Origin of the sequence: Bacillus basilensis (genome assembly GCF_050630465.1) — a bacterium.
Lineage (GTDB): Bacteria > Bacillota > Bacilli > Bacillales > Bacillaceae_G > Bacillus_A > Bacillus_A basilensis.
The window spans coordinates 119,616-138,623 of record NZ_JBNTQO010000008.1; the positions used below are offsets into that span (position 1 = coordinate 119,616).

Sequence of the window (19,008 nt, forward strand, 5' to 3'; positions counted from 1 at the left end):
TGTGAAACAAGATCCTCGTTATTAGTGAACTTTTCTAAAATATTTAAAATGCAGTTAATTTCATTATAAAATTGAAAATGGAGTTTGATATGATGGATTATAAAAGAATGAGAGAAGAAATAAGGGAATTAAAAGATATAAAAGATGTGTTTAGGTTTGCTAAATTACATTATAGAAAATTAACAAGGGAAGATAGGGCTAAAATTTTTAATGAAGTTATACAAGATAGACAAATAAATCTAGAAGAGTTTAAATTTTCTTTAAGGTTATCTGTAGAGCTAAGTTGTATATTTATATTATATAAGACTAACTTTGTGAGGATATTTAGTAAATGTAAATTTAATTTAGCGGAAGAAAAGGAAATATTTATTATTATAGTAGAAAAAATAAGTGAATTAGATTGGTTAAATCAATTAGAGAATAATGAGTTTGGAGAAAATGATTTTAGAAGATACTTAAATTACAAGTATGATTATCCATCTATCGATTCATATAGTTACTTTAGATTATTCAAATATTTAGATGGGTTATCTGAAGAAATATATGGGTTATCAATACATAACAATTTTAATGATTTGCTTATTTTACTAGCATCAACAGAAAATTTATATATTAAAAGTAACATCTTTCAAAAAAAATTCGGGAATATAAAAAATTTAGAGAATTTATTTTTAGATGGTAATGAGCTAGAAGAAAGAGCGTTTATTGAGGATAATTTAAGAACGGCATTTAAAGGAAAATTAGGAATAAAATTTTCTGATGGGATGTATGTACCACGAGCGTATCATATATTCGAGAATATATTTAGGGGAATTATAGAAAATGAGAAGTCTAAGGACGAAAAAGGAGATATTTTAGAGGCGTATTCAAAAGATATTATCGGGGAATTTTTTAAACATATATATCATACCTCGTATGACAATAAGGGAAATGAGCAAGACTTAATAATAGAATTTCAAGATAAAATTTTATTTATAGAATGTAAATCGCAGAATTTTAAAAGTATATTTATAGACGGAAAAGATGCAACTCAAATAAGAGAGAAGCACTTTAAAGAAGTTATTGTAAAAGCTTGTAAGCAGTGTCAAAGAGGAAAAGAGTATTTGTTAAATAATAAGATTGCTATTTATTATAATTCCAATAAGAAAAAAGGAAGGAAAGAAGTATTAGAAGTTAATAATACAAATCATAAAAAAATATTTAAGATTGTAGTTGTTTTGGATGAATACTTAGATTTAGCAGAGTTATCTAACAGATATTTAGAAGAAATGTACAAAGATACATGGGTAGTCAATATTTTTGCATTGCATAAAATATTGTGGGTTACCAATAGAATTAATGGAATAAATACTTTTTTTGAGTACTTAGAATATAGAACACAAAATAATTTAGCGATAGAATCAATACATTGTGATGAACTAGCACAGTTTGGTTATTGGGTTTCTCCTAATTATCATATGTACCCAGAATTAGGTATGAATATTAACATAGTTTTAAATAATAGCTTTACAAGTATATTTGATGAGTATGATTCTTATTTTTTTAAGGAATTAGAGAGGGAGCTTAGGTTAAACACTAAGTAACTATTTACAGTAAAGTAGATTTAAAGGAAATACTAAACTAAAGTATTACAAGGCAATAACAGTTGATTAAAAGAAATTATTGTTGGCTAAATCTTGCCCAGGTGACAGGAAATCACTATTAAAAAAGAAAATTGATTCGTTATATAAAGACCCCCCTTGATTATGAAGGGGGTAATTTGCTAAATATACTATGTAGTTCATTTCCTTCTGGATTCATACTTGCTTGATAAGGTGAAAATCCTTTATACGTTTTTCTTTTCCATTTCCATAAGCCATTATTTTGATCGAATTCACCATAGTAATGATTGTAACCAAGTTTGTTCCCAGTGTTTTTATTAAAATTATTGCTAATGAAAATACGGCTATTGCTTGCATAGATGTGATTATTGGTAATTACGTTCTTGCGGGTATCGTAATTTAATTCGATTTGGCCACTCTCTTGATCTTTTGTATCATTTTTATAAATCACATTGTTCGTAATCGTTTTATTTTCAGCGTATCCTTGTTGACTGGCATACCCACCAATTGCAATACTACTCATGATATTATTTGATATTGTATTGTCTCTAACAGTAATTTGGCTTGCGCTTTTTCCAGCATGTTCGCTGGCTACTTCAATACCAAGGTCGTTTTTATATCTTTGATTTTGCTCAATGATAATTCCCTTCCCACCATCCACGTAAATACCATCAGCTGAATATTCATTATAACTAGTATTATTGATGGATGAATTGTGATGAACGATATTGTTACGAACAATTTCATTCCGTGCTTGATCTAAAACAGCTACTGGAGATACGCCTTCATGTCCAATCAGAACAATTCCGATGTTGTTGTTGGTAAATTTAAAAGAATCTACATTCCCATTCACAGCAAATGTTTCACTTAGTCCTAATTTCAAATTTGTTACTTCGTTATTGTCTATGAAAAGATGATTAAAATTATTTTGTGCATGAGATGAAGTACCATAATAAGCAATAAGGAATAATTTAGATGTTTCATGTGAAAAAGAGTACTAGATTTGATAATATTTTATTTGAATATAAACAGTTACTTAAATATTGATAAGATAAGTTTCCAATCTAATATATGGGGAGTAGAAAAATGAATTATTTTTTTGTATTTCAAAATAAAAGTTATAAGGAAGAGAGGGAGGGAGGATTTCTCTGGGCGCCACAAAAAAATAACAAGGGACAAACATTTCATCACTGGACAGATATGAAAATGATAAGAAAAGGCGACATCATTTTTAATAGTTTTAAAGGAAATCTAGTATCAATTTTGGTTGCAAAAGAAGACTATAAGGTCCATGATAAGCCAATTGGACTAGAACAGACTGAACTCTGGGAAAAAGAGGGATGGATTGTAAATGTAGAATACCATGATTTGGAGATCCCTATTCTATATAAAAGTTTCATGGAAAACATATTAAAGCTACAAGGTGATAAATACGCTCCATTTAATAAAATTGGGCGTGGTAATACAGGTTACCTGTTTAGAGTAACTCTAGAACTTGCAAATTATTTATTAACAATAGTTAAAGAAAAAAATAGGGATACTTGGAACAAGCTATCAAACATAGGGAGTAGTGATGAAGAAACTATTCTGGAAGAAATAGAGAAGGATTTGTCGTATGTATTAGATCAAACTGAAAAAGAACAAGTTATAAAATCTAGAATTGGACAATCCATTTTTAAAAAGAATTTGTTGAAGAATGAAGAGAAATGTAAATTATGTGGAGTCTCTGATAAACGTTTTCTAATAGCAAGTCATATTAAGCCTTGGAGCCAATCTAATCATAGGGAAAGGTTAGATATAAACAATGGACTACTACTTTGTCCTAACCATGATGCTTTATTTGATAAAGGTTATATTAGCTTTGGAGATGACGGGAGAATTTTAATTTCGAACACTTTAGACGAAGCTTTAAAAATCTTCTTGAATATACATGAAAAGTTACAGATCCAAATGAATGAAATGCAGCGTCAATACATGCAATGGCATAGAGAGAATGAATTTCAGGCTTAAGTGACTAAAAAACTTTTTTGGCGTAATAAGTTATAACAAATTAAAGGATCGAGCTACAAATGTAGTATCTTATGGTTATAATAGATGCTTTATAAAATATACAGCATATCAACGTAATGAGTATGTAGCTGAGCTAGCTACAAGACGTGCGCAAGGTATATGGGAGTTATGTGAATAGCATGCTCCCTTCCAAGATAAAAAAGGAATCCATATCTAGAAGCACATCATGTGGAATGACTACCAGAAGGCGGGAAAGATAAAATTTGTAGCACTGTTGGAATATGTGCAAATTATCATCGGAAGTTACATGTTTTAAACCTACATGAAGATGTTTCAAAATTAGTGAAGAAGATACTGTGGTATAAACAAGAAGACGAGAAGTAGAGAGTATAAGTATTAAATAAGATGTGAAAGAAGTGATGGTTCATGAAGAAGAAAGTATCGGTTGTTGGTGCGGTCATTTTTAATGAGAGAAATGAGGTCTTATGTGCATTACGTTCTCCTGCAATGTCATTACCGAACTATTGGGAATTTCCAGGTGGGAAAATTAATGAAGGGGAAATGCCGCAAGATGCATTGGTGCGTGAGATTAAAGAAGAATTAGGATGTTTAATTACTGTTGGTGAAAAAATAGAAGAAGTGGATCATGAGTATGAGAATATTATAGTTCATCTTACTACTTATAAGGCATGCATAGAGTCCGGTATACCTAAAGCTCTTGAGCATGCCGAGTTGATATGGGTTCATGTCAATAATTTATTGGAGTTAAAGTGGGCCCCGGCGGATCTTCCAACCGTAGGAGCTATATGTTTAAAGTTTAAAAATATAGTAGAGAATAACTTAAGTACAATTGATATTGAAATGGGGAAAGATCCTAGATGAAAGCAACAGGAGTGACTAGAAAAGTAGATGATTTAGGGCGTGTGGTAATTCCAAAGGAACTTAGAAATACGCTAGGTATTAAAGAAAAATCACCATTAGAGATCTTTGTAGAAGGTGAAGACATTGTTTTAAAGAAATATCAGCCTGGTGGTGTTTGTACATTAACAGGAGAGATATCAAATCGTAACATATCATTAGCAAACGGTAAGATAACATTAAGTCCAGAAGGTGCAGAATTATTAATAAAAGAAGTAGAACAGTACCTTGTAAAATAAGTGGCTCCTTTCAAGGGCTTTTATTAAAATTAATATAGTAATTTCGTGTATCGTAATATTTATAAAAACATTTACTAAAAATAGAATCAATTCCATTCTTTTTGTCGAAATTTAGTTAGTGTATATTTTCGTATCGATTTTAGATAAACAAAAGCTAGAAGAATTTATCGAATTCTTAGAACGAAAATTGCATGAGAAACATATGTAAAAAGGAAAAAATAATAAAAAGGCTAGTTAGCCCATTATAAGAGCTAACTAGTCTTTTATTTACTAAAGTAAACCTTGATAAAGTAAATAAATCTCGGTTGATCCTCACTAAATACTCTCACCTGAATACACTTTTAAGTGTTCTATTGCTATAGATATGGCATGTTTTTCTGTATCAATTACCGATATCCCCTGCTTAATAGGAGACCAATACTCATATCCGTAATCCTCAAACCACGCAAAAACTTCTGTGGTGTAAAAACCATCATTTCGTTTGATAACTTGAACTTTGTATCTTTTACTTGTAGAAACAATCTCTTTAATGATTTCTTTCATTGTCTATCTCTTTCTACCTCCACCTTTTATCCAGAGTGTACTACATCAAGAATATAGATGATGAAAGGTATTTTGATTGCATAAGGTATTCATATTAAGTTTACATAACGCATCAATATATCTAGAAATAAAAAAAATCTTTGTATGTTGGCTGTTAAATACGGTCTTTTCCAAAACCAATCATGATTTCACCTTCATGGTAAAATTCTATAACAAAATTATTTGGACAAAAAATATGCGTTTATTCTTGAAGTCTGATGCAGAACAATTAGGAAAAGAATTGGCAGTATTAAGAAAAATATCTTCTACTTGAATAAGGAGATTTATGTTTTCGTAAAGATACCCCTTTTTATTATTGTAAGCGTCTTTATTTTACTGTTAGTAGATTTTACAGTAAGTTTCTAATAAGCTAAGGAATATATTATTTCACATGAACAGTTATATGAATTAAAAAGTTGTAGTTTCAATTGAAACTACAACTTTTTAATTTTTCTTTACCTCTAACAAGGGGGCGAATTGAGCTAAGGTAAAGATATTTTAGTAAATTCCCTCTATTTTAGGCTTACTTTGAATTCAGGAGGAGTAATGACTTTCTAATATTAATTATATAGTTTGAATAATATTATAAAAAGATTTAATATTATGTATAGAATATAAAAGTATATGGAGGTTAATATGGAAAATGGATTTATAAGTACAATTGCTTCAGAATGGAAATCTTTAGTCCCTATTATAGCGGCTATGCTTGGTGTAATAGGGACGATTGTAGTACAATTTTGCTTGAGAAAGGGGGATACACGTAAACAGTATGAAAAAGAACTAAATGCTTTTAAAGGAAGATTAGGAAATTTATTACGAAAGATAGACTATTGTATGCAAATCAATGAGGATATTAAACCTGTTGATCTTGAAAAGGATAGGGCGGTAAGAATATTAAAAGGACAGTTTCTAAAGTTTGATTTATATAAGAATTTGATAGATAAATTAAACGAGAGTGAAGAACACTTTGTTGATAAGATAGTGGAGAATAAAATTAGAAAAATCAACGATAATTTATGGGGAATATCAATTTATATGTATCAAATTGATGACCCATATGAACAAAATAATCCGGAATCTATTGAAATAACTTATCGGCATAACCTTGAATTATATAATAATATTAAAGGCATGTGTGAAGAGATTAAATTAATAAAAGAAAAATTATGATTCTATTAATTAGTTAAGTACTGAAAACCTTATTAATAAAAATAATATAAAAATAATATAAAAATAATATAAAAATAATTCTTCAGATAAATGAAGGTTCGATTGATTGTCTGTTTTTAATGTAATTTTTTAAATATCTGAGTTGCTATTATTGTTACATAACGTTTATCATATTAGGATTTATATACCTAAGCTGTATGGGGGAGTTGCTTTAACTTTAAACCCAAAAAGGGAAACATACATTAAGACACTTAAACTACCTGTTCCTTATATTCTTTAGGGGATAGCCAGTTTAAGTATTTTTCTAAATTCTAGAAAAATCATGGTAGTTTTCTTTCTAAGACATACTTGTGAGAATGTCTTTTTCTATGATACACATCAGAAATTATTTTGCTGTATAGGTGCTTGCTTAATCCGGATGTAAAATAATACCTTCTTTATTTAGTACTCTTGATGCTTGTTTTAATGTCTCTATAGATAATTGAATTCTTGATGATTCAATTATCCCCCCTAGTTAATAATTTCACTATCAAAGAAAACCTCGATTGTAGGAAGATATAAGAGATGCTCTCCAAATCTCGAATATGTTACATCAATAAAACATTTTTCATTAGGTGCAGATGCTATTAATGTTCGATTGAAAATTTAGATTAATTTGATAAGTTAGTAGATAAAAATTTTTGTCAGTAGATGGAAAATAACTAACATCAAAACAGAAATAAAGGATTATTACAAAAAATGTAATAAGAGTAAGATAGTGCAACTTTATATTAAAATGCTAAAAGGAACTAATAAATGATAGTAAGTGTATAATTGATACTTGGATGAAAAGAACAGCTATTACAATTCCCCCTTTTTTGAATACAATCGTAATAAAACGTTGATTTTATCAATTAGATTTATTTGGTAGGACATTTGCTGTATAATATTTGAGTCTAAACTTGCGACAAAATATCTAATAATAAAAGGAGGAACAAAATGGCTGCACCAAGGGTGTTTGTGAGTTCTACGTGTTTTGACTTAAACGAGATAAGGGACAATCTAAAGTTATTTATAGAAAATCTCGGCTACGATGCTGTTTTAAGTGATAAAGGTGATGTTTTTTACCATCCAGACCTCCATACTCATGATAGTTGTATACAAGAAATTCAAAGTTGTGATTTATTTATTCTAATAATAGGTGGTAGGTATGGTGGGAGTTATACTGCCGATACTTCGAAATCAATAGTTAATGCAGAGTTTTCCGCTGCAAAACAATGTGGGATACCTATATTTTCATTTGTTAAACAGGATGTATATATGAGTCAACATATATACAAAGCAAACAAAGATAAGGATTTACATTTTCCAGCAATACAAAGAAAAGAACATGTTACAAAAATTTTTAGCTTTATTGATGAAGTACATAAATCTTCATTTAATAATGGTGTCTTTGTCTTTGAATTTGCACGTGATATAATATATACCCTAAAGAGACAATGGGCATATTTGTATAAAGATTTATTAACAAATCGTCAACAAAATAATCAGTTGTTATTTACCAATAATTTATTAGAAAATCTAACTCTGGCTAATAAAAAAACTGAAGAACTTATTGAAAAGATTTATAAGCGAACAGGTGGTAGCCAAGATGATATTGAAAAGCTAAATAAAGAAATTGAAGCATCTAAGTTTTATAATATGCTTGAAAAATCTTTTGGAATGAGATTAATCGAAAGAGAAAATTTGGAAATGATAAAGAATATTGCTTTACCTAATAACTGGTGGGAATATGTTTTGTCAATTAGTGCTGATATTGAATATCAGCATTCCCCACTTCTTTATCATGAAGAAGGAACAGAAGATGATGGGATTTTCAATATAAAAACATCTGCAGGAATTATAATTTCTCATACTGGAAAGTATTTTGAGTCATATGAATTGCTAAAAAGTCTATCTGATAACGAGAGACATAAGGCAATAGAGTTGGCTTATCGGAATAATCCTTTTAAATATTGAAATGAAAATACATATCTTGGAGCAAGCTAAGGCTTCTAAAAGTAAATGGTAAATTTCGGGGTGGAGCGAGGGTTAGCAAATAAAGAAGTAAAAGTTGTCATCAATTTGGATAGAGATTTTGCTTATTATACAAGACTATATTTTCAAAGATAGTAGCAATAGGAATTGTTAAGTTTAGAAGATTATAAGGGTTTTTAATGTAATGCCAGTTTAAGATCAGGATATAATCCTTTTAGAAATGGATTTTAATAAAATTTTTAAGGAATAGGATTAGAGGAAATAAAAGAATATATAAACCCCCGTTTGAATAATTTTAGGCAGCATATATGTGCTTTTATTTTGGTGAAGGACAAATGTGCGGTTGGTATTAATGGGAATATTGATTTCATAATAAAAGATATTGAAAGTAATGGAAAAGATTTTTATTAAAGACTCGTGTGAAACTAAATAAGAGGTTATAGATGCACATCGTTCTGAGACGAATTTGAAGGTTAGTTGGAATTGGCATATAGGCAATATAAATTAATAAGGGTATTAGAATTAAACTAAAATAGGTAACTAAGAAAGTTTGGATTTTTTGAATAATAGGTGGTGGAATTATGGATAGTGATTGCTATAAAGAGCAAATAAATAAATTGAGAAAAAAAGCTAACCTTTCAAGAGATTCTCATTTTATGGTGGCTTCACGATATAAGATTTATCACATTTTTTTTCAGTTTATTATTATAACGGGTTCAACAATTATTGCAATATTGACATTTGCAAATTTCGATACATTTTTACCTGTCACAAACAATTTAACTGAAGTGAAATATAAACTATTTGTTGGTGTATTTGCATCTATTATTTTTATTTTTACAGTAATTGAAGGTTTTTTAAAGTTTGGTGAGAAAGTTGCTGAACATGAAAATATGGGGAAACAATTAACAACATTTATAAGAAATGCAGATTCTGTTAAGAATTTAAGGTTACTTAATGAAGATAATGTTACACAAGTAACTATGCACTATAATATGCTTAATGAAGCTGCTCCAACTATACCTACAAGGTTCATTATTAAAGCAAAAAAACAATTACACCAAAGAATTGAAATTAGTAAAATGTTGGAAGGTAAACCCTTTACAAATGTATTCTTTTTTAAGATTTATATGAAAATTAAACAGACAAATAGTATGGAAATGCAAGAATCAAATAAAGATACAAAGGTAGATTAACAGATTATATAATCTAGTATGTTGAATTTAGTTTTTTAATGAAGCGTAATGCAAACGAAAATAGGGCTGTTTTTGGTTACTTATATTATTTGATGAGATACAGGAAAGCTAAAAAGAGAACGAGTTAAAAAGTAAAGATTTAGTGAATCACCCCCAATAAAGGATAGAAGCTTGAGCTTTTTTGTACAGAAGCCTGGAAGCTTATTGGATTTCTTATGGAAACATATTTATGAACGTTGTGAGAAATACATAAAAAACGTATTAGGACTAGATTAATGAATCTAGTCTTTTTGTTTAGGGGGAGCAAGACATATAGCAAGGAGAAAACTTTACTTATGATTCCAAAAAAGCATTTAACATATTTGGTTTGGAAAAGAATTCTTATTGTTAATAAATAATATGTGTAAATGGCGTTCATTTATCCTGATACTGGTATGACGTAAAATTATAGTCAATGATATGAAGGATTATCAGTTATAGTATTCAGTACACTTAAGGACTTTATGAAGGTCCTTAGCGATGATAGGAAGCTTCATGAAATAAGAAGATAGGAAAGTATTTTTACATTGTAAACATTGATATTACACCTTTAACAGATAAAAGGAGGCAAAAATAAGAGGGAATTCATTATCAAAAAGAATCCAGAAATTCTTGAAAGGTAATAATCATCAAACTTTAAATAGTGATGCTTACAGGGATTCTCTAACTCTTACCAATGTATTTATTATAAAGAATCAAATAATAGCTAATTTTTATTGCAGTAAAGTATATAGAAATAAAATGGTATAGTTCGAAAAGGATATCTGAAAGCAGCGTGAAACCTAAGTGTATTATTATTTAAGAATATACGTCTCATACTATTTGCGATTTACCATACGTTTCAAAAGATAAATTTGATAAGTTAAGGGTATTAAATGACAAGGTGGAATAAATCGTAGATAACAAAGAGTGCAGATAACTACGAATAAGTTATAAAAATCAAAACTAATAAGGACAATTGGGATTTCTGTATGCTCAGGAAATTGATATATATATTATACATATTGATAAGCAAAGCGACAAAGGTTTTCATAGCCCTTAATACCAAGACATGAAACGGTGTTTTCCTAAATTAGGTACATGATACATATATTAGATAGATTAGATTATAACAAAGTGATGATTCTAAAAGTGTGGAATGATATAACATTAAATTGTATATTGTTGTACTTGACATTCCATTATTAGATATACAAGAATATAACGATTCAATCGGTTCTAATGTAGCTTACTTGAGGTTACAAATATTATGATGGATTGCTAAAGAAGAGAAGGAGAACGTAGACCATGGGTTATTAAGCTGAAGGGCATAGCTTCGGCAAAGGCCACAGCAAAGAAATAACTAAACATCTGCTATATTTGAATTTGATTAGGGTTATAAGTAATTGAGGTAGAGGAAGTCGCTGCAAGTTAAGTAATGAAACAATCTTAAATGGAAAACTACTTTTTATGGTAGGATTAAGGATTATGAAGAAAACCAAGGGGGATTTTTAAGAATCTCTTTCTATATTTGCAAATGATAAGAGGATGATTTTCTGTACTTTGGATAGAGTCTAAAGGTGGAGAAAACGATAGCCGGTTTCTCCACACGTCATGACTAATAGGTTATTACCTATTTTCTTTATGTTTACTTATGTAGTTTTCAATAGAAATATCATTTTCATTTAAGATATTAACCATTGATTCCCGTAGCTCTCTATAACAATTTACAAGATCTTCAAATTTTGATTTGGATAAATCTGCTCTACCATGGGTGATGCTATACCCTTCATCATCATTAATATTAATTGACATTTCATAATATAAAACCAAATCGTCTACTGTTTCATTTAGAAGAATATCTACAGGTGAAGGTTTTATGTGCCATAATCCCAAATCTCTAATACACTCATTTGCTATCATCTCATCATATAGTTTTATAGTGATTTTTGAATCATTTGTGCCTACAGAATTTAGAATTTCTTTTGAAAGTAATTCTATTCTTTCGTTCATTGTTCCTAGCATTGATAAAGTATCTATAAGACGGTCAGCTTCATTTTGTTTAGTTAAAAAGGAATACATCATCCCGGCCCATTGTTTCTTAAGGTAATCCTCAATATCTGCAAAATTTTTAAAAGGTACAATGGCATTGTTAATCGATTTCTTTCTAACTTCATCTATAAACTCAAATATCATGGTATTATCTGCAGATGGATAGAAAATTTTAGAATAGTCCACAGAGGCATTTTTCTTGTTCCTCGTATAAACATGATGGTCGCTATAAACCCCATGTTCTACCAATGTAAAGATTGGGATTTTTAACTTAACTGCCTCTTTATATTCTGCGTTTGTAATTGAATGGTTAGTTTCTTTAAAATTCCCCCCATATCTTCCTCCGATAATTAGTACGAATATTTGACAGTTAGGAATCTCTTCAAGACACGAATCATGAGTATGGCCTTTAGGATCATAAAAAACATCCCCATCTTCACTTAAAACTGGGGCATATCCTAGTGTTCTAATAAAGTACTTTAGATTTTCTCTAATGTACCTTAAATCATAACAAGTAGAACTAATAAATACTTTTGGGTTAGCCAATATTTTTTCTCCTCTTATAAAAAACTTTATTATACCATTAATTATAACATTTTAACTATGGATTGAAGTAAAATTATTACTTTTAATAGATCTTCCAAAATATTAAGTATTTCCCTAATCTAACTAGGGGGTATTATATTTAACCATAATCGGGATAAACTTTATCCAATTATGGTTAAATATGTTGAAGTAAATAGAAGGTAAATCTCGATAAGTTAAGTCGAATGATAAGATATGCGATAAAGTGTCATTGAATTAGAAGAAGCCAAAGTATGAAAGATTTCCCTTACGTTCGCTCGAATATCAATTACTAATTTTCAGAATGTATCGAAATAAACATACAAAGTATGGAAAATAATCATCAGTTAGAGGTACAATATAAGCTAGATATTACAAAAGTAATAGGGCAACTTCCGTAATTAAATAGTATAAAGCTACGGACTAGATATTGGTGGAAGTTGGGCTATAAGAGGATTGAAAATAAATAGCTTTCTGATACTCAAGTTGAAGGTGAAAAGTGGGTTTATTAAAGTTTTTAAAGTATTGTCGAATTATAATGAAGTTCAATTTATTAATATTATTCAAGGTAGCCTAAAAGAGTCCTCAGATAAGAAACGATTTTTTATTTGAGTGATGTTTGAAAGAGAGGAAGTATGTGATTGCAGGAGTTAAGAAATTTTCTAATAAAGAAGTTTTTGTGCTAGAAGTTGAGCCTGAAAATAGATTGATATCATGCTTAATTTGTTTTTTAGAAGATAAGAAGGATAGAAGAATTAATAATTAATTTATTTTAACTCGTTCAATTAATAATTCTGAATCTTGGAATAAAAATATTTTATATTTTAAGCAAATAAAATATTTAACTTAAAAAAATGAAAATATTAAGTATAGAGCGAGATTATTTGTGAGAAAGATATTGGAGGCATATATGATTCAAATTAAAATGTATCCAGCTAGGAATGGGGACTGCTTTTTAATTTCTACTGGAGATATAGAGAAAAAACATATATTAATAGATTGTGGATTCATAGAAACATATGAAAAATTTTTAAAAAGAGATCTTCTAGAGATAGCTCAACGTAATGAAAAGTTGAATTTAATGATTATTACGCATATAGATTCGGATCATATTTCTGGTGCGATTAGATTCATAGAAGATAATAATGAAAATAATTTTATTGAAATTGATGAAGTTTGGTTTAACGCATACAGACACTTGCAATTTCCAAAAAAAGATAATAATGAATTAAAAGATTCGGAAAGAGGTATTTTGGAAAGGGAAATAGCTTTAGGAAAATCATATTTTAAAAGGGTTAACCAACTTGATATAGTTAAAGATGAAATAAGTGCAAAACAAGGTTCAACTTTAGGGGCTTTACTTTTAAAAGGAAAATATAATTGGAATAGCACGTTTGATGGAAATGCAGTTGTAACAAAAAATAATCAAACTATAAATATAGATGATTTTAAAATCAAAATATTATCCCCTAATGAGGATAAGTTGAATAGATTGGGAGCTAGATGGGTTAAAGAGTTGAGAAAGAAAAGATGGAATTTCACTATAAATGATAATGAATTATTTGATGATGCATATGAATTTATGCAGTTAATGTTAGAAGAGGAATCGAAAATAACAATTAGTGAAATTTCTAAACAAAGCCAAAAAGAGCTAATTAAATTAGAAGAGTATATAGAGAAGGATTATCCAATTGATAAAAGTGTAAATAACGGTTCTTCAATTGCTATCTTAATAGAGTTTAATCAAAGAAAACTTCTATTTTTGGGTGATGCTCATCCAGATATTATTTATGATAAATTGATAGAAATGGATGAAGATGATTTTGACTTAGTAAAAATATCACATCACGGAAGTTTAAAAAATACTTCTAATAAACTAGCTGAAATTTTAGGTTCTACTAGATACCTATTTTCAACTAATGGCCAAAAACACCATCATCCAGACGCTCAAAGTATTATAAAATTGTTAGCTGGAAATTCAAAATTTAAGAAGCGGTTGTACTTTAATTATAAAACGAAAACTTCAAGTATATTTGAAAAAGAAGAATTACAAGAGAAGTATAATTATGAAATCATTATTGATGATGGTGAAAAACCTATAGTGATTGATTTTTAGGGGGAAGAATAGTGAAATTTAAATATAGATTTTCTATACCAAAAATAAAATGTGAAGGTATGATTTCATCAGGATTTTTGGTATCGGAAGATATAGTTATTACTACTGTACATTCTATAAGTAAACATATTTTGGATAATACGAAAATAATAGAAATTATTTTTAAAGATAAAAATGGAAATGAAATTATTAGAGAAGCAACTTCTATTGAACCTAAAATGGGCGATATTGATGATTTTGAGCTAATTGCGGTGAAACTTAATGAGCCTATTCATAATATAAATTATTTGGAATGTATTAATTATACTTTTGAAAATGTAGCTGATGTTTTTACATATGGATATCCAGCGGTTCGACAAAATGATGGGACACAAATTGAACTTAAGGTCCTGGGACATAATAGTAACGGATATTTGGATTTGAAAGTTAAAGATCCTATTCAAGACTACCAGGGATGTTCTGGCGGACCGCTTATTTATAAAAATTTTGTTGTCGGAGTAATGTTAGCCCAAATTTCTGAAGATGGTAGTGCAAGTCGTATCGATGTTGTAAGTTTAAATAAATATAAATTATATTTCGAAGAAATAGGTATAGAATTATTTGAAAAGGCTTCTGACATTTATCAATTTGATGAGCATTTAATGGGCTGTACTAACCCTAAAATTTCCTTGAACTTTTTTGATTATGAAGAAGAAGATTTTGAAGAGGAATTTTTAAGTATGTTAAGCACTCGAGGTACCATATATTTGCAAGGTAAAACTAAAGAGGAAGTAATGGGCTATGCCTTATACATTATTAAAACCAAAGCTCGACACCTTATTCCAAGGGTAATAATAGTAGATGGATTAGAAAAATGGAATGAATTAAAAGATAGTTGCGAAGAAAAAATATTAGTTCCTAATTTTAACGCCAATGAAATTACTGTAATTCCTAAAAATGTTAATATTATCTTGTATGGTGAAGAAGATTTTGTAGGCAATAAAGAAATCTTAAAATTAAACAAGCGAACTTTAAATAATATGCGCGATAAATTAAATGGAGAGATTGATGATTTAACATTAGCCCATCAGTTAGTGAGACAATGCAATGGGTTATATTCTATTTTTAAAAGAAAAGTATTTGAAGGTAAAAATGGTAAACCTGGATGGGAAGAACATGCAGGGACGAATTTACTACCTGCATTATTAGCAAGTTCATGGAGAAATAATACTAAAGATAAATTATTTATAGAACGATTAACGAGTACAAGTTATAACAAATATATAGATTCTATCAAAAATATCACTAATGGTGAAGATCCATTTGTTTCACACTACAATACAGGTCATGAAGATATATTTAAATTGGCAAATGTAGAAGAAAGTTGGGAGATTTTATTTTCTAAAATTACCCAAGATAAACTCCAATTGTTTAAAGATTTGGCCTTGGAAGTTTTAAGTCATATACCAGCTAAATTTGATTTACCTATAGTTGAGCATTATCAGTCTAGTTTATTAATGGATGAGAATTTAGAGTACTCTAGTACCTTGAAAAAAGGAATAGGTAGGTCTCTAATAGCTCTTGCTGTAACAGAGAATAACAATATAATTAATAATCAAACTTTTGTGGATGAGGTTATCAAGCAATTGTTTATTCAAATAAAAGAATCACAACAGTGGTTTGCTATAGCAGAGTTTTTACCATTGTTTGCGGAAGCCTCACCACTAGTTTTTATTGATTTCATAGAAAAAGAAGTCGATAATTCCGAATCAAAAATATGGGACTTGTTTGAGAAAACAGCGGATGGTTTGTTTGCAAGAAATTACTATACAAATGTATTATGGGCACTTGAAAAGTTAATTTGCTTAGAAAATACAGTGCTGAGATCTATAAAAATCTTAGTTAAACTCTCTGAAAGAAGAATAAAATATAAAATTTCAAATTCTCCTATGTCTACATTGGCTCAGGCATTATCTGGTGGGTTACATGTAATTAATGTGAGTGTAGATGAAAAAATTGAAATAGTTGAATATATAGTTGAAAGTAGCTCGATTGGATGGGATCTTCTAGAACAAATTTTACCTGATAGAAGCAATAATGGTTCATTTTTAAGTATGACTTGTCTAGATTACAGACCCTATGAGTTGGAATACAAATTAGAATACACTGATCAATTATACAAAACATATAAGGAATACACTTTAATAGCTATAAATGCTGCTAATAATGATTTGAATAAATGGGGATTATTATTTGATAAGTGCCTATTTATTGAATTAGGGCTATATGATTCAGTAAAAGAAAAATTAATTCAAGTACTTTCTAATAATAAATCTGATGAACAAAAATATGTACTTAAAGAAAAGATAAGGGACATTATATATAGACATAGATACTTTAAAGATTCTGAATGGGCTTTAAGTGAAGAAAATGTTGGGAAAATTGAGGAATTATTTAATTTAATTACTTTCGAATACGACACCTATAATTATTTGTACTTATTCACAAATGAAAAGTTAGTTGATTTAAATCCATCTCCATATAACAGAAATGAAAAATCGGACTGGAACCAAAAAAAGCAGGAGCTAAGAAACGAGCGCTTAAAAGCTTTAAAACAAATTATTGAAAACCCAGAGGGCTCTATTTGGAATCTAGTAGGACTTCTGAAAGCCTACGATACGACTAAACGTTCTCAACGCGCTATTGGAGGGATTTTAGCTAGCGATATTTATAATTGTAATTTGAATTTTAAAATTTTAAATGAGGCTTTAGAGAATTCAGCTGAAACATTATTTATCGCTTATATCGAAACAGTTTATAACCAAGATGGAATCGAAGTAATAGAAAGTACATTAGATTTTTTCAAGGAAAATAATAAATTAGTTACTTCTATATTGAAAGTGGCACGCGTTGATGAAAAAGTTTTAGAAATACTAGATTCATTATCAGATGAGATAAAACTTAAATACTGGGGGGGATTTGCTACCCATTGGGATATAGTTGATAAACCAGTTAAAGAGAAAGTATGGTCAAAACTTCTTGAATATAAAAACTTTAATGCTCTGCTAAACATAATAGATTTATACTTTAAAAAAGATTTAGAAAAAAATCTCATAGTTTTAGAAGAAATATTATTAAATCAAGAATTCTTCACAATAAATAGTCAAAATAGCTATTTAATTATTGAAGTATTTGAAAATATTTATGGGGAATCCCATCCAAATATTGAAAGAAGTTTTTATTTGAGAATTTGCCATTTAGAGTGGGCATACTTTAGTTTGTTAATTGATCAATTACCTCCTAAATATTTAATGGAGGAACTTAGGACTAATCCTATATTATTAGCATCATTAATTCAAGCTGCTTATAAATCTTCTAAAGAAGACAATGATATTGATGAAATGAAAAAAGAGCTAGGGAAACAGGCATGGAATATCTTATTTAAGTTAAAATTTTGCCCATGTGTAGAAGAAAATAACGATATTGCAGAAGAAAAGCTAGAAACATGGGTGAAAATATTTTTAGGCGAAATTGATAAAAATGGCCAGGAGAAAATAGGAAGACAGATTCTAGGTGAATGCTTTGCATATTCTCCTAGAAATAATGAAGAAATATTCCCACATAGGGCCTTATGTACAATGTTTGAAAAATATTACACAGAAGATATAGGAAAAGGGTTTGTATTAGGAATTCTTAATAGTAGAGGTGTTTATTGGGGAACTAATGGAAGAGAAGAGGAATCCCTAGCTACTAAATATGAAAATTATGCAAGGAAAATTAGAATTAAATTCCCTAAAGTATCGTCTGAATTATTAAAGGTATCAGAGGATTATAAGAGACAAGCTTTCCAAGAGAGGGAGCGTGCGTCTTATGACTTATAAAACCAACAGTAAAGAGGTGCTTCTATATAAGGGGAGAAAATTAGCATTTACACTAGGGGAGAAAATAGGGAGGGGCGGTAATGGTACAGTTTATAGAATATCATGCGAGCCTTCATCGAGTGAAGAACTAGTAGTGAAAATATTGAATTCTTCTAACTATAAGAATAAACCATATTCGCCAAAAAAGTATAGCCGTTTTAAAATAGAAGTTGAACAAGGAGAAAAAATAAGCAAATTAAATAGCTGCTTTTTAAATATAATAGATTATAACTTACCAAATATACCAGGGGAAAATAATAAGCCATGGTTTGTTATGCCTTTTGCAGCATCATTTAAGAAAAAAATACTTACTTCAAATCTATCTTTAGAAAAGAAAATTAGTTTAATTATTGAGATAGGTAATGCAATCAAAGTCTTACATGATAATGGTTATGCGCATCGTGATATAAAATTAGATAATATATTAATTTATCAAAATAAAACTGTGCTTTGTGATTTTGGCTTAATACGGCATAATTCATTGGAGAGACTTACTGATTTAAATGAACCCATTGGACCTTGGAATACAATTGCACCAGAGATGAAGTGAGTTGCAAGTCGATTTACGGTACCCAAAGCAGCAGATATTTATTCGTTTGGTAAATTGATTTGGATTATTCTTACTGA

13 protein-coding genes and 1 pseudogene are annotated in these 19,008 nt (G+C 29.2%); 11 read left to right on the forward strand and 3 right to left on the reverse strand.

All coding sequences use genetic code 11. The features are described 5' to 3' along the window. Positions 1 to 92 precede the first annotated feature (92 nt). Positions 93 to 1,583 carry a hypothetical protein gene (locus ACQVV1_RS17205; protein WP_431169216.1) on the forward strand — a complete coding sequence of 497 codons (1,491 nt, stop codon included), beginning with the start codon at positions 93 to 95 and terminating at the stop codon, positions 1,581 to 1,583. Between the two features lie 160 nt (positions 1,584 to 1,743). On the opposite strand, the pseudogene ACQVV1_RS17210 reads toward ACQVV1_RS17205, so the two are convergent. Next, positions 1,744 to 2,562 (reverse strand): annotated as a pseudogene (locus ACQVV1_RS17210) (DUF5123 domain-containing protein); the annotation flags it as partial. Between the two features lie 239 nt (positions 2,563 to 2,801). On the opposite strand from ACQVV1_RS17210, the gene ACQVV1_RS17215 reads away from it, so the two are divergent. The 3 genes from ACQVV1_RS17215 to ACQVV1_RS17225 all read left to right on the forward strand — a co-directional run bounded on the left by ACQVV1_RS17215 (position 2,802) and on the right by ACQVV1_RS17225 (position 4,768). After that, positions 2,802 to 3,611, forward strand: coding sequence for an HNH endonuclease (locus ACQVV1_RS17215; RefSeq protein ID WP_431169274.1), 810 nt, complete (start codon positions 2,802 to 2,804; stop codon positions 3,609 to 3,611). A gap of 426 nt (positions 3,612 to 4,037) precedes the next feature. Continuing rightward, the gene (locus ACQVV1_RS17220) at positions 4,038 to 4,493 is read left to right on the forward strand and encodes a (deoxy)nucleoside triphosphate pyrophosphohydrolase (protein WP_431169217.1); all 456 of its coding nucleotides are present in this window, start codon (positions 4,038 to 4,040) and stop codon (positions 4,491 to 4,493) included. Then, positions 4,490 to 4,768, forward strand: a complete 279-nt coding sequence (locus tag ACQVV1_RS17225) for an AbrB/MazE/SpoVT family DNA-binding domain-containing protein (protein WP_431169218.1) — start codon at positions 4,490 to 4,492, stop codon at positions 4,766 to 4,768. Before ACQVV1_RS17220 ends, ACQVV1_RS17225 begins: the two co-directional genes overlap by 4 nt. Before the next feature lie 315 nt (positions 4,769 to 5,083). Here the strand turns inward: ACQVV1_RS17225 and ACQVV1_RS17230 are convergent, their stop codons facing one another. Next, on the reverse strand, positions 5,084 to 5,311 hold the full coding sequence (locus tag ACQVV1_RS17230) for a hypothetical protein (RefSeq protein ID WP_431169219.1): 228 nt from the start codon (positions 5,309 to 5,311) through the stop codon (positions 5,084 to 5,086). Positions 5,312 to 5,986: 675 nt separating this feature from the next. On the opposite strand from ACQVV1_RS17230, the gene ACQVV1_RS17235 reads away from it, so the two are divergent. From ACQVV1_RS17235 to ACQVV1_RS17245, 3 genes are all read left to right on the forward strand, one after another. Beyond that, on the forward strand, positions 5,987 to 6,520 hold the full coding sequence (locus tag ACQVV1_RS17235; RefSeq protein ID WP_431169220.1) for a hypothetical protein: 534 nt from the start codon (positions 5,987 to 5,989) through the stop codon (positions 6,518 to 6,520). A 978-nt stretch (positions 6,521 to 7,498) separates the two neighbouring features. Beyond that, complete coding sequence (locus ACQVV1_RS17240) at positions 7,499 to 8,518, forward strand: DUF4062 domain-containing protein (RefSeq protein WP_431169221.1); 1,020 nt, start codon at positions 7,499 to 7,501, stop codon at positions 8,516 to 8,518. 599 nt (positions 8,519 to 9,117) lie between these two features. Further along, positions 9,118 to 9,732, forward strand: coding sequence for an SLATT domain-containing protein (locus tag ACQVV1_RS17245; RefSeq protein WP_431169222.1), 615 nt, complete (start codon positions 9,118 to 9,120; stop codon positions 9,730 to 9,732). A gap of 1,647 nt (positions 9,733 to 11,379) precedes the next feature. Here ACQVV1_RS17245 and ACQVV1_RS17250 read toward each other — a convergent pair. Further along, positions 11,380 to 12,348 carry a DUF4062 domain-containing protein gene (locus tag ACQVV1_RS17250; RefSeq protein WP_431169223.1) on the reverse strand — a complete coding sequence of 323 codons (969 nt, stop codon included), beginning with the start codon at positions 12,346 to 12,348 and terminating at the stop codon, positions 11,380 to 11,382. Positions 12,349 to 13,003: 655 nt separating this feature from the next. Between ACQVV1_RS17250 and ACQVV1_RS17255 the strand changes: the two genes are divergently transcribed. The 4 genes from ACQVV1_RS17255 (at position 13,004) to ACQVV1_RS17270 (ending at position 18,931) form a co-directional block, all read left to right on the forward strand. Continuing rightward, positions 13,004 to 13,132 carry a hypothetical protein gene (locus tag ACQVV1_RS17255; protein ID WP_431169224.1) on the forward strand — a complete coding sequence of 43 codons (129 nt, stop codon included), beginning with the start codon at positions 13,004 to 13,006 and terminating at the stop codon, positions 13,130 to 13,132. Between the two features lie 144 nt (positions 13,133 to 13,276). Then, positions 13,277 to 14,482 carry an MBL fold metallo-hydrolase gene (locus ACQVV1_RS17260; RefSeq protein WP_431169225.1) on the forward strand — a complete coding sequence of 402 codons (1,206 nt, stop codon included), beginning with the start codon at positions 13,277 to 13,279 and terminating at the stop codon, positions 14,480 to 14,482. A gap of 11 nt (positions 14,483 to 14,493) precedes the next feature. Next, complete coding sequence (locus tag ACQVV1_RS17265) at positions 14,494 to 18,342, forward strand: hypothetical protein (protein ID WP_431169226.1); 3,849 nt, start codon at positions 14,494 to 14,496, stop codon at positions 18,340 to 18,342. Continuing rightward, entirely contained in the window at positions 18,332 to 18,931 is a 600-nt protein-coding gene (locus ACQVV1_RS17270; RefSeq protein WP_431169227.1) for a protein kinase domain-containing protein, read from the forward strand. The genes ACQVV1_RS17265 and ACQVV1_RS17270 overlap by 11 nt, the downstream gene beginning before the upstream one ends. The last annotated feature ends 77 nt before the right edge of the window (positions 18,932 to 19,008 follow it).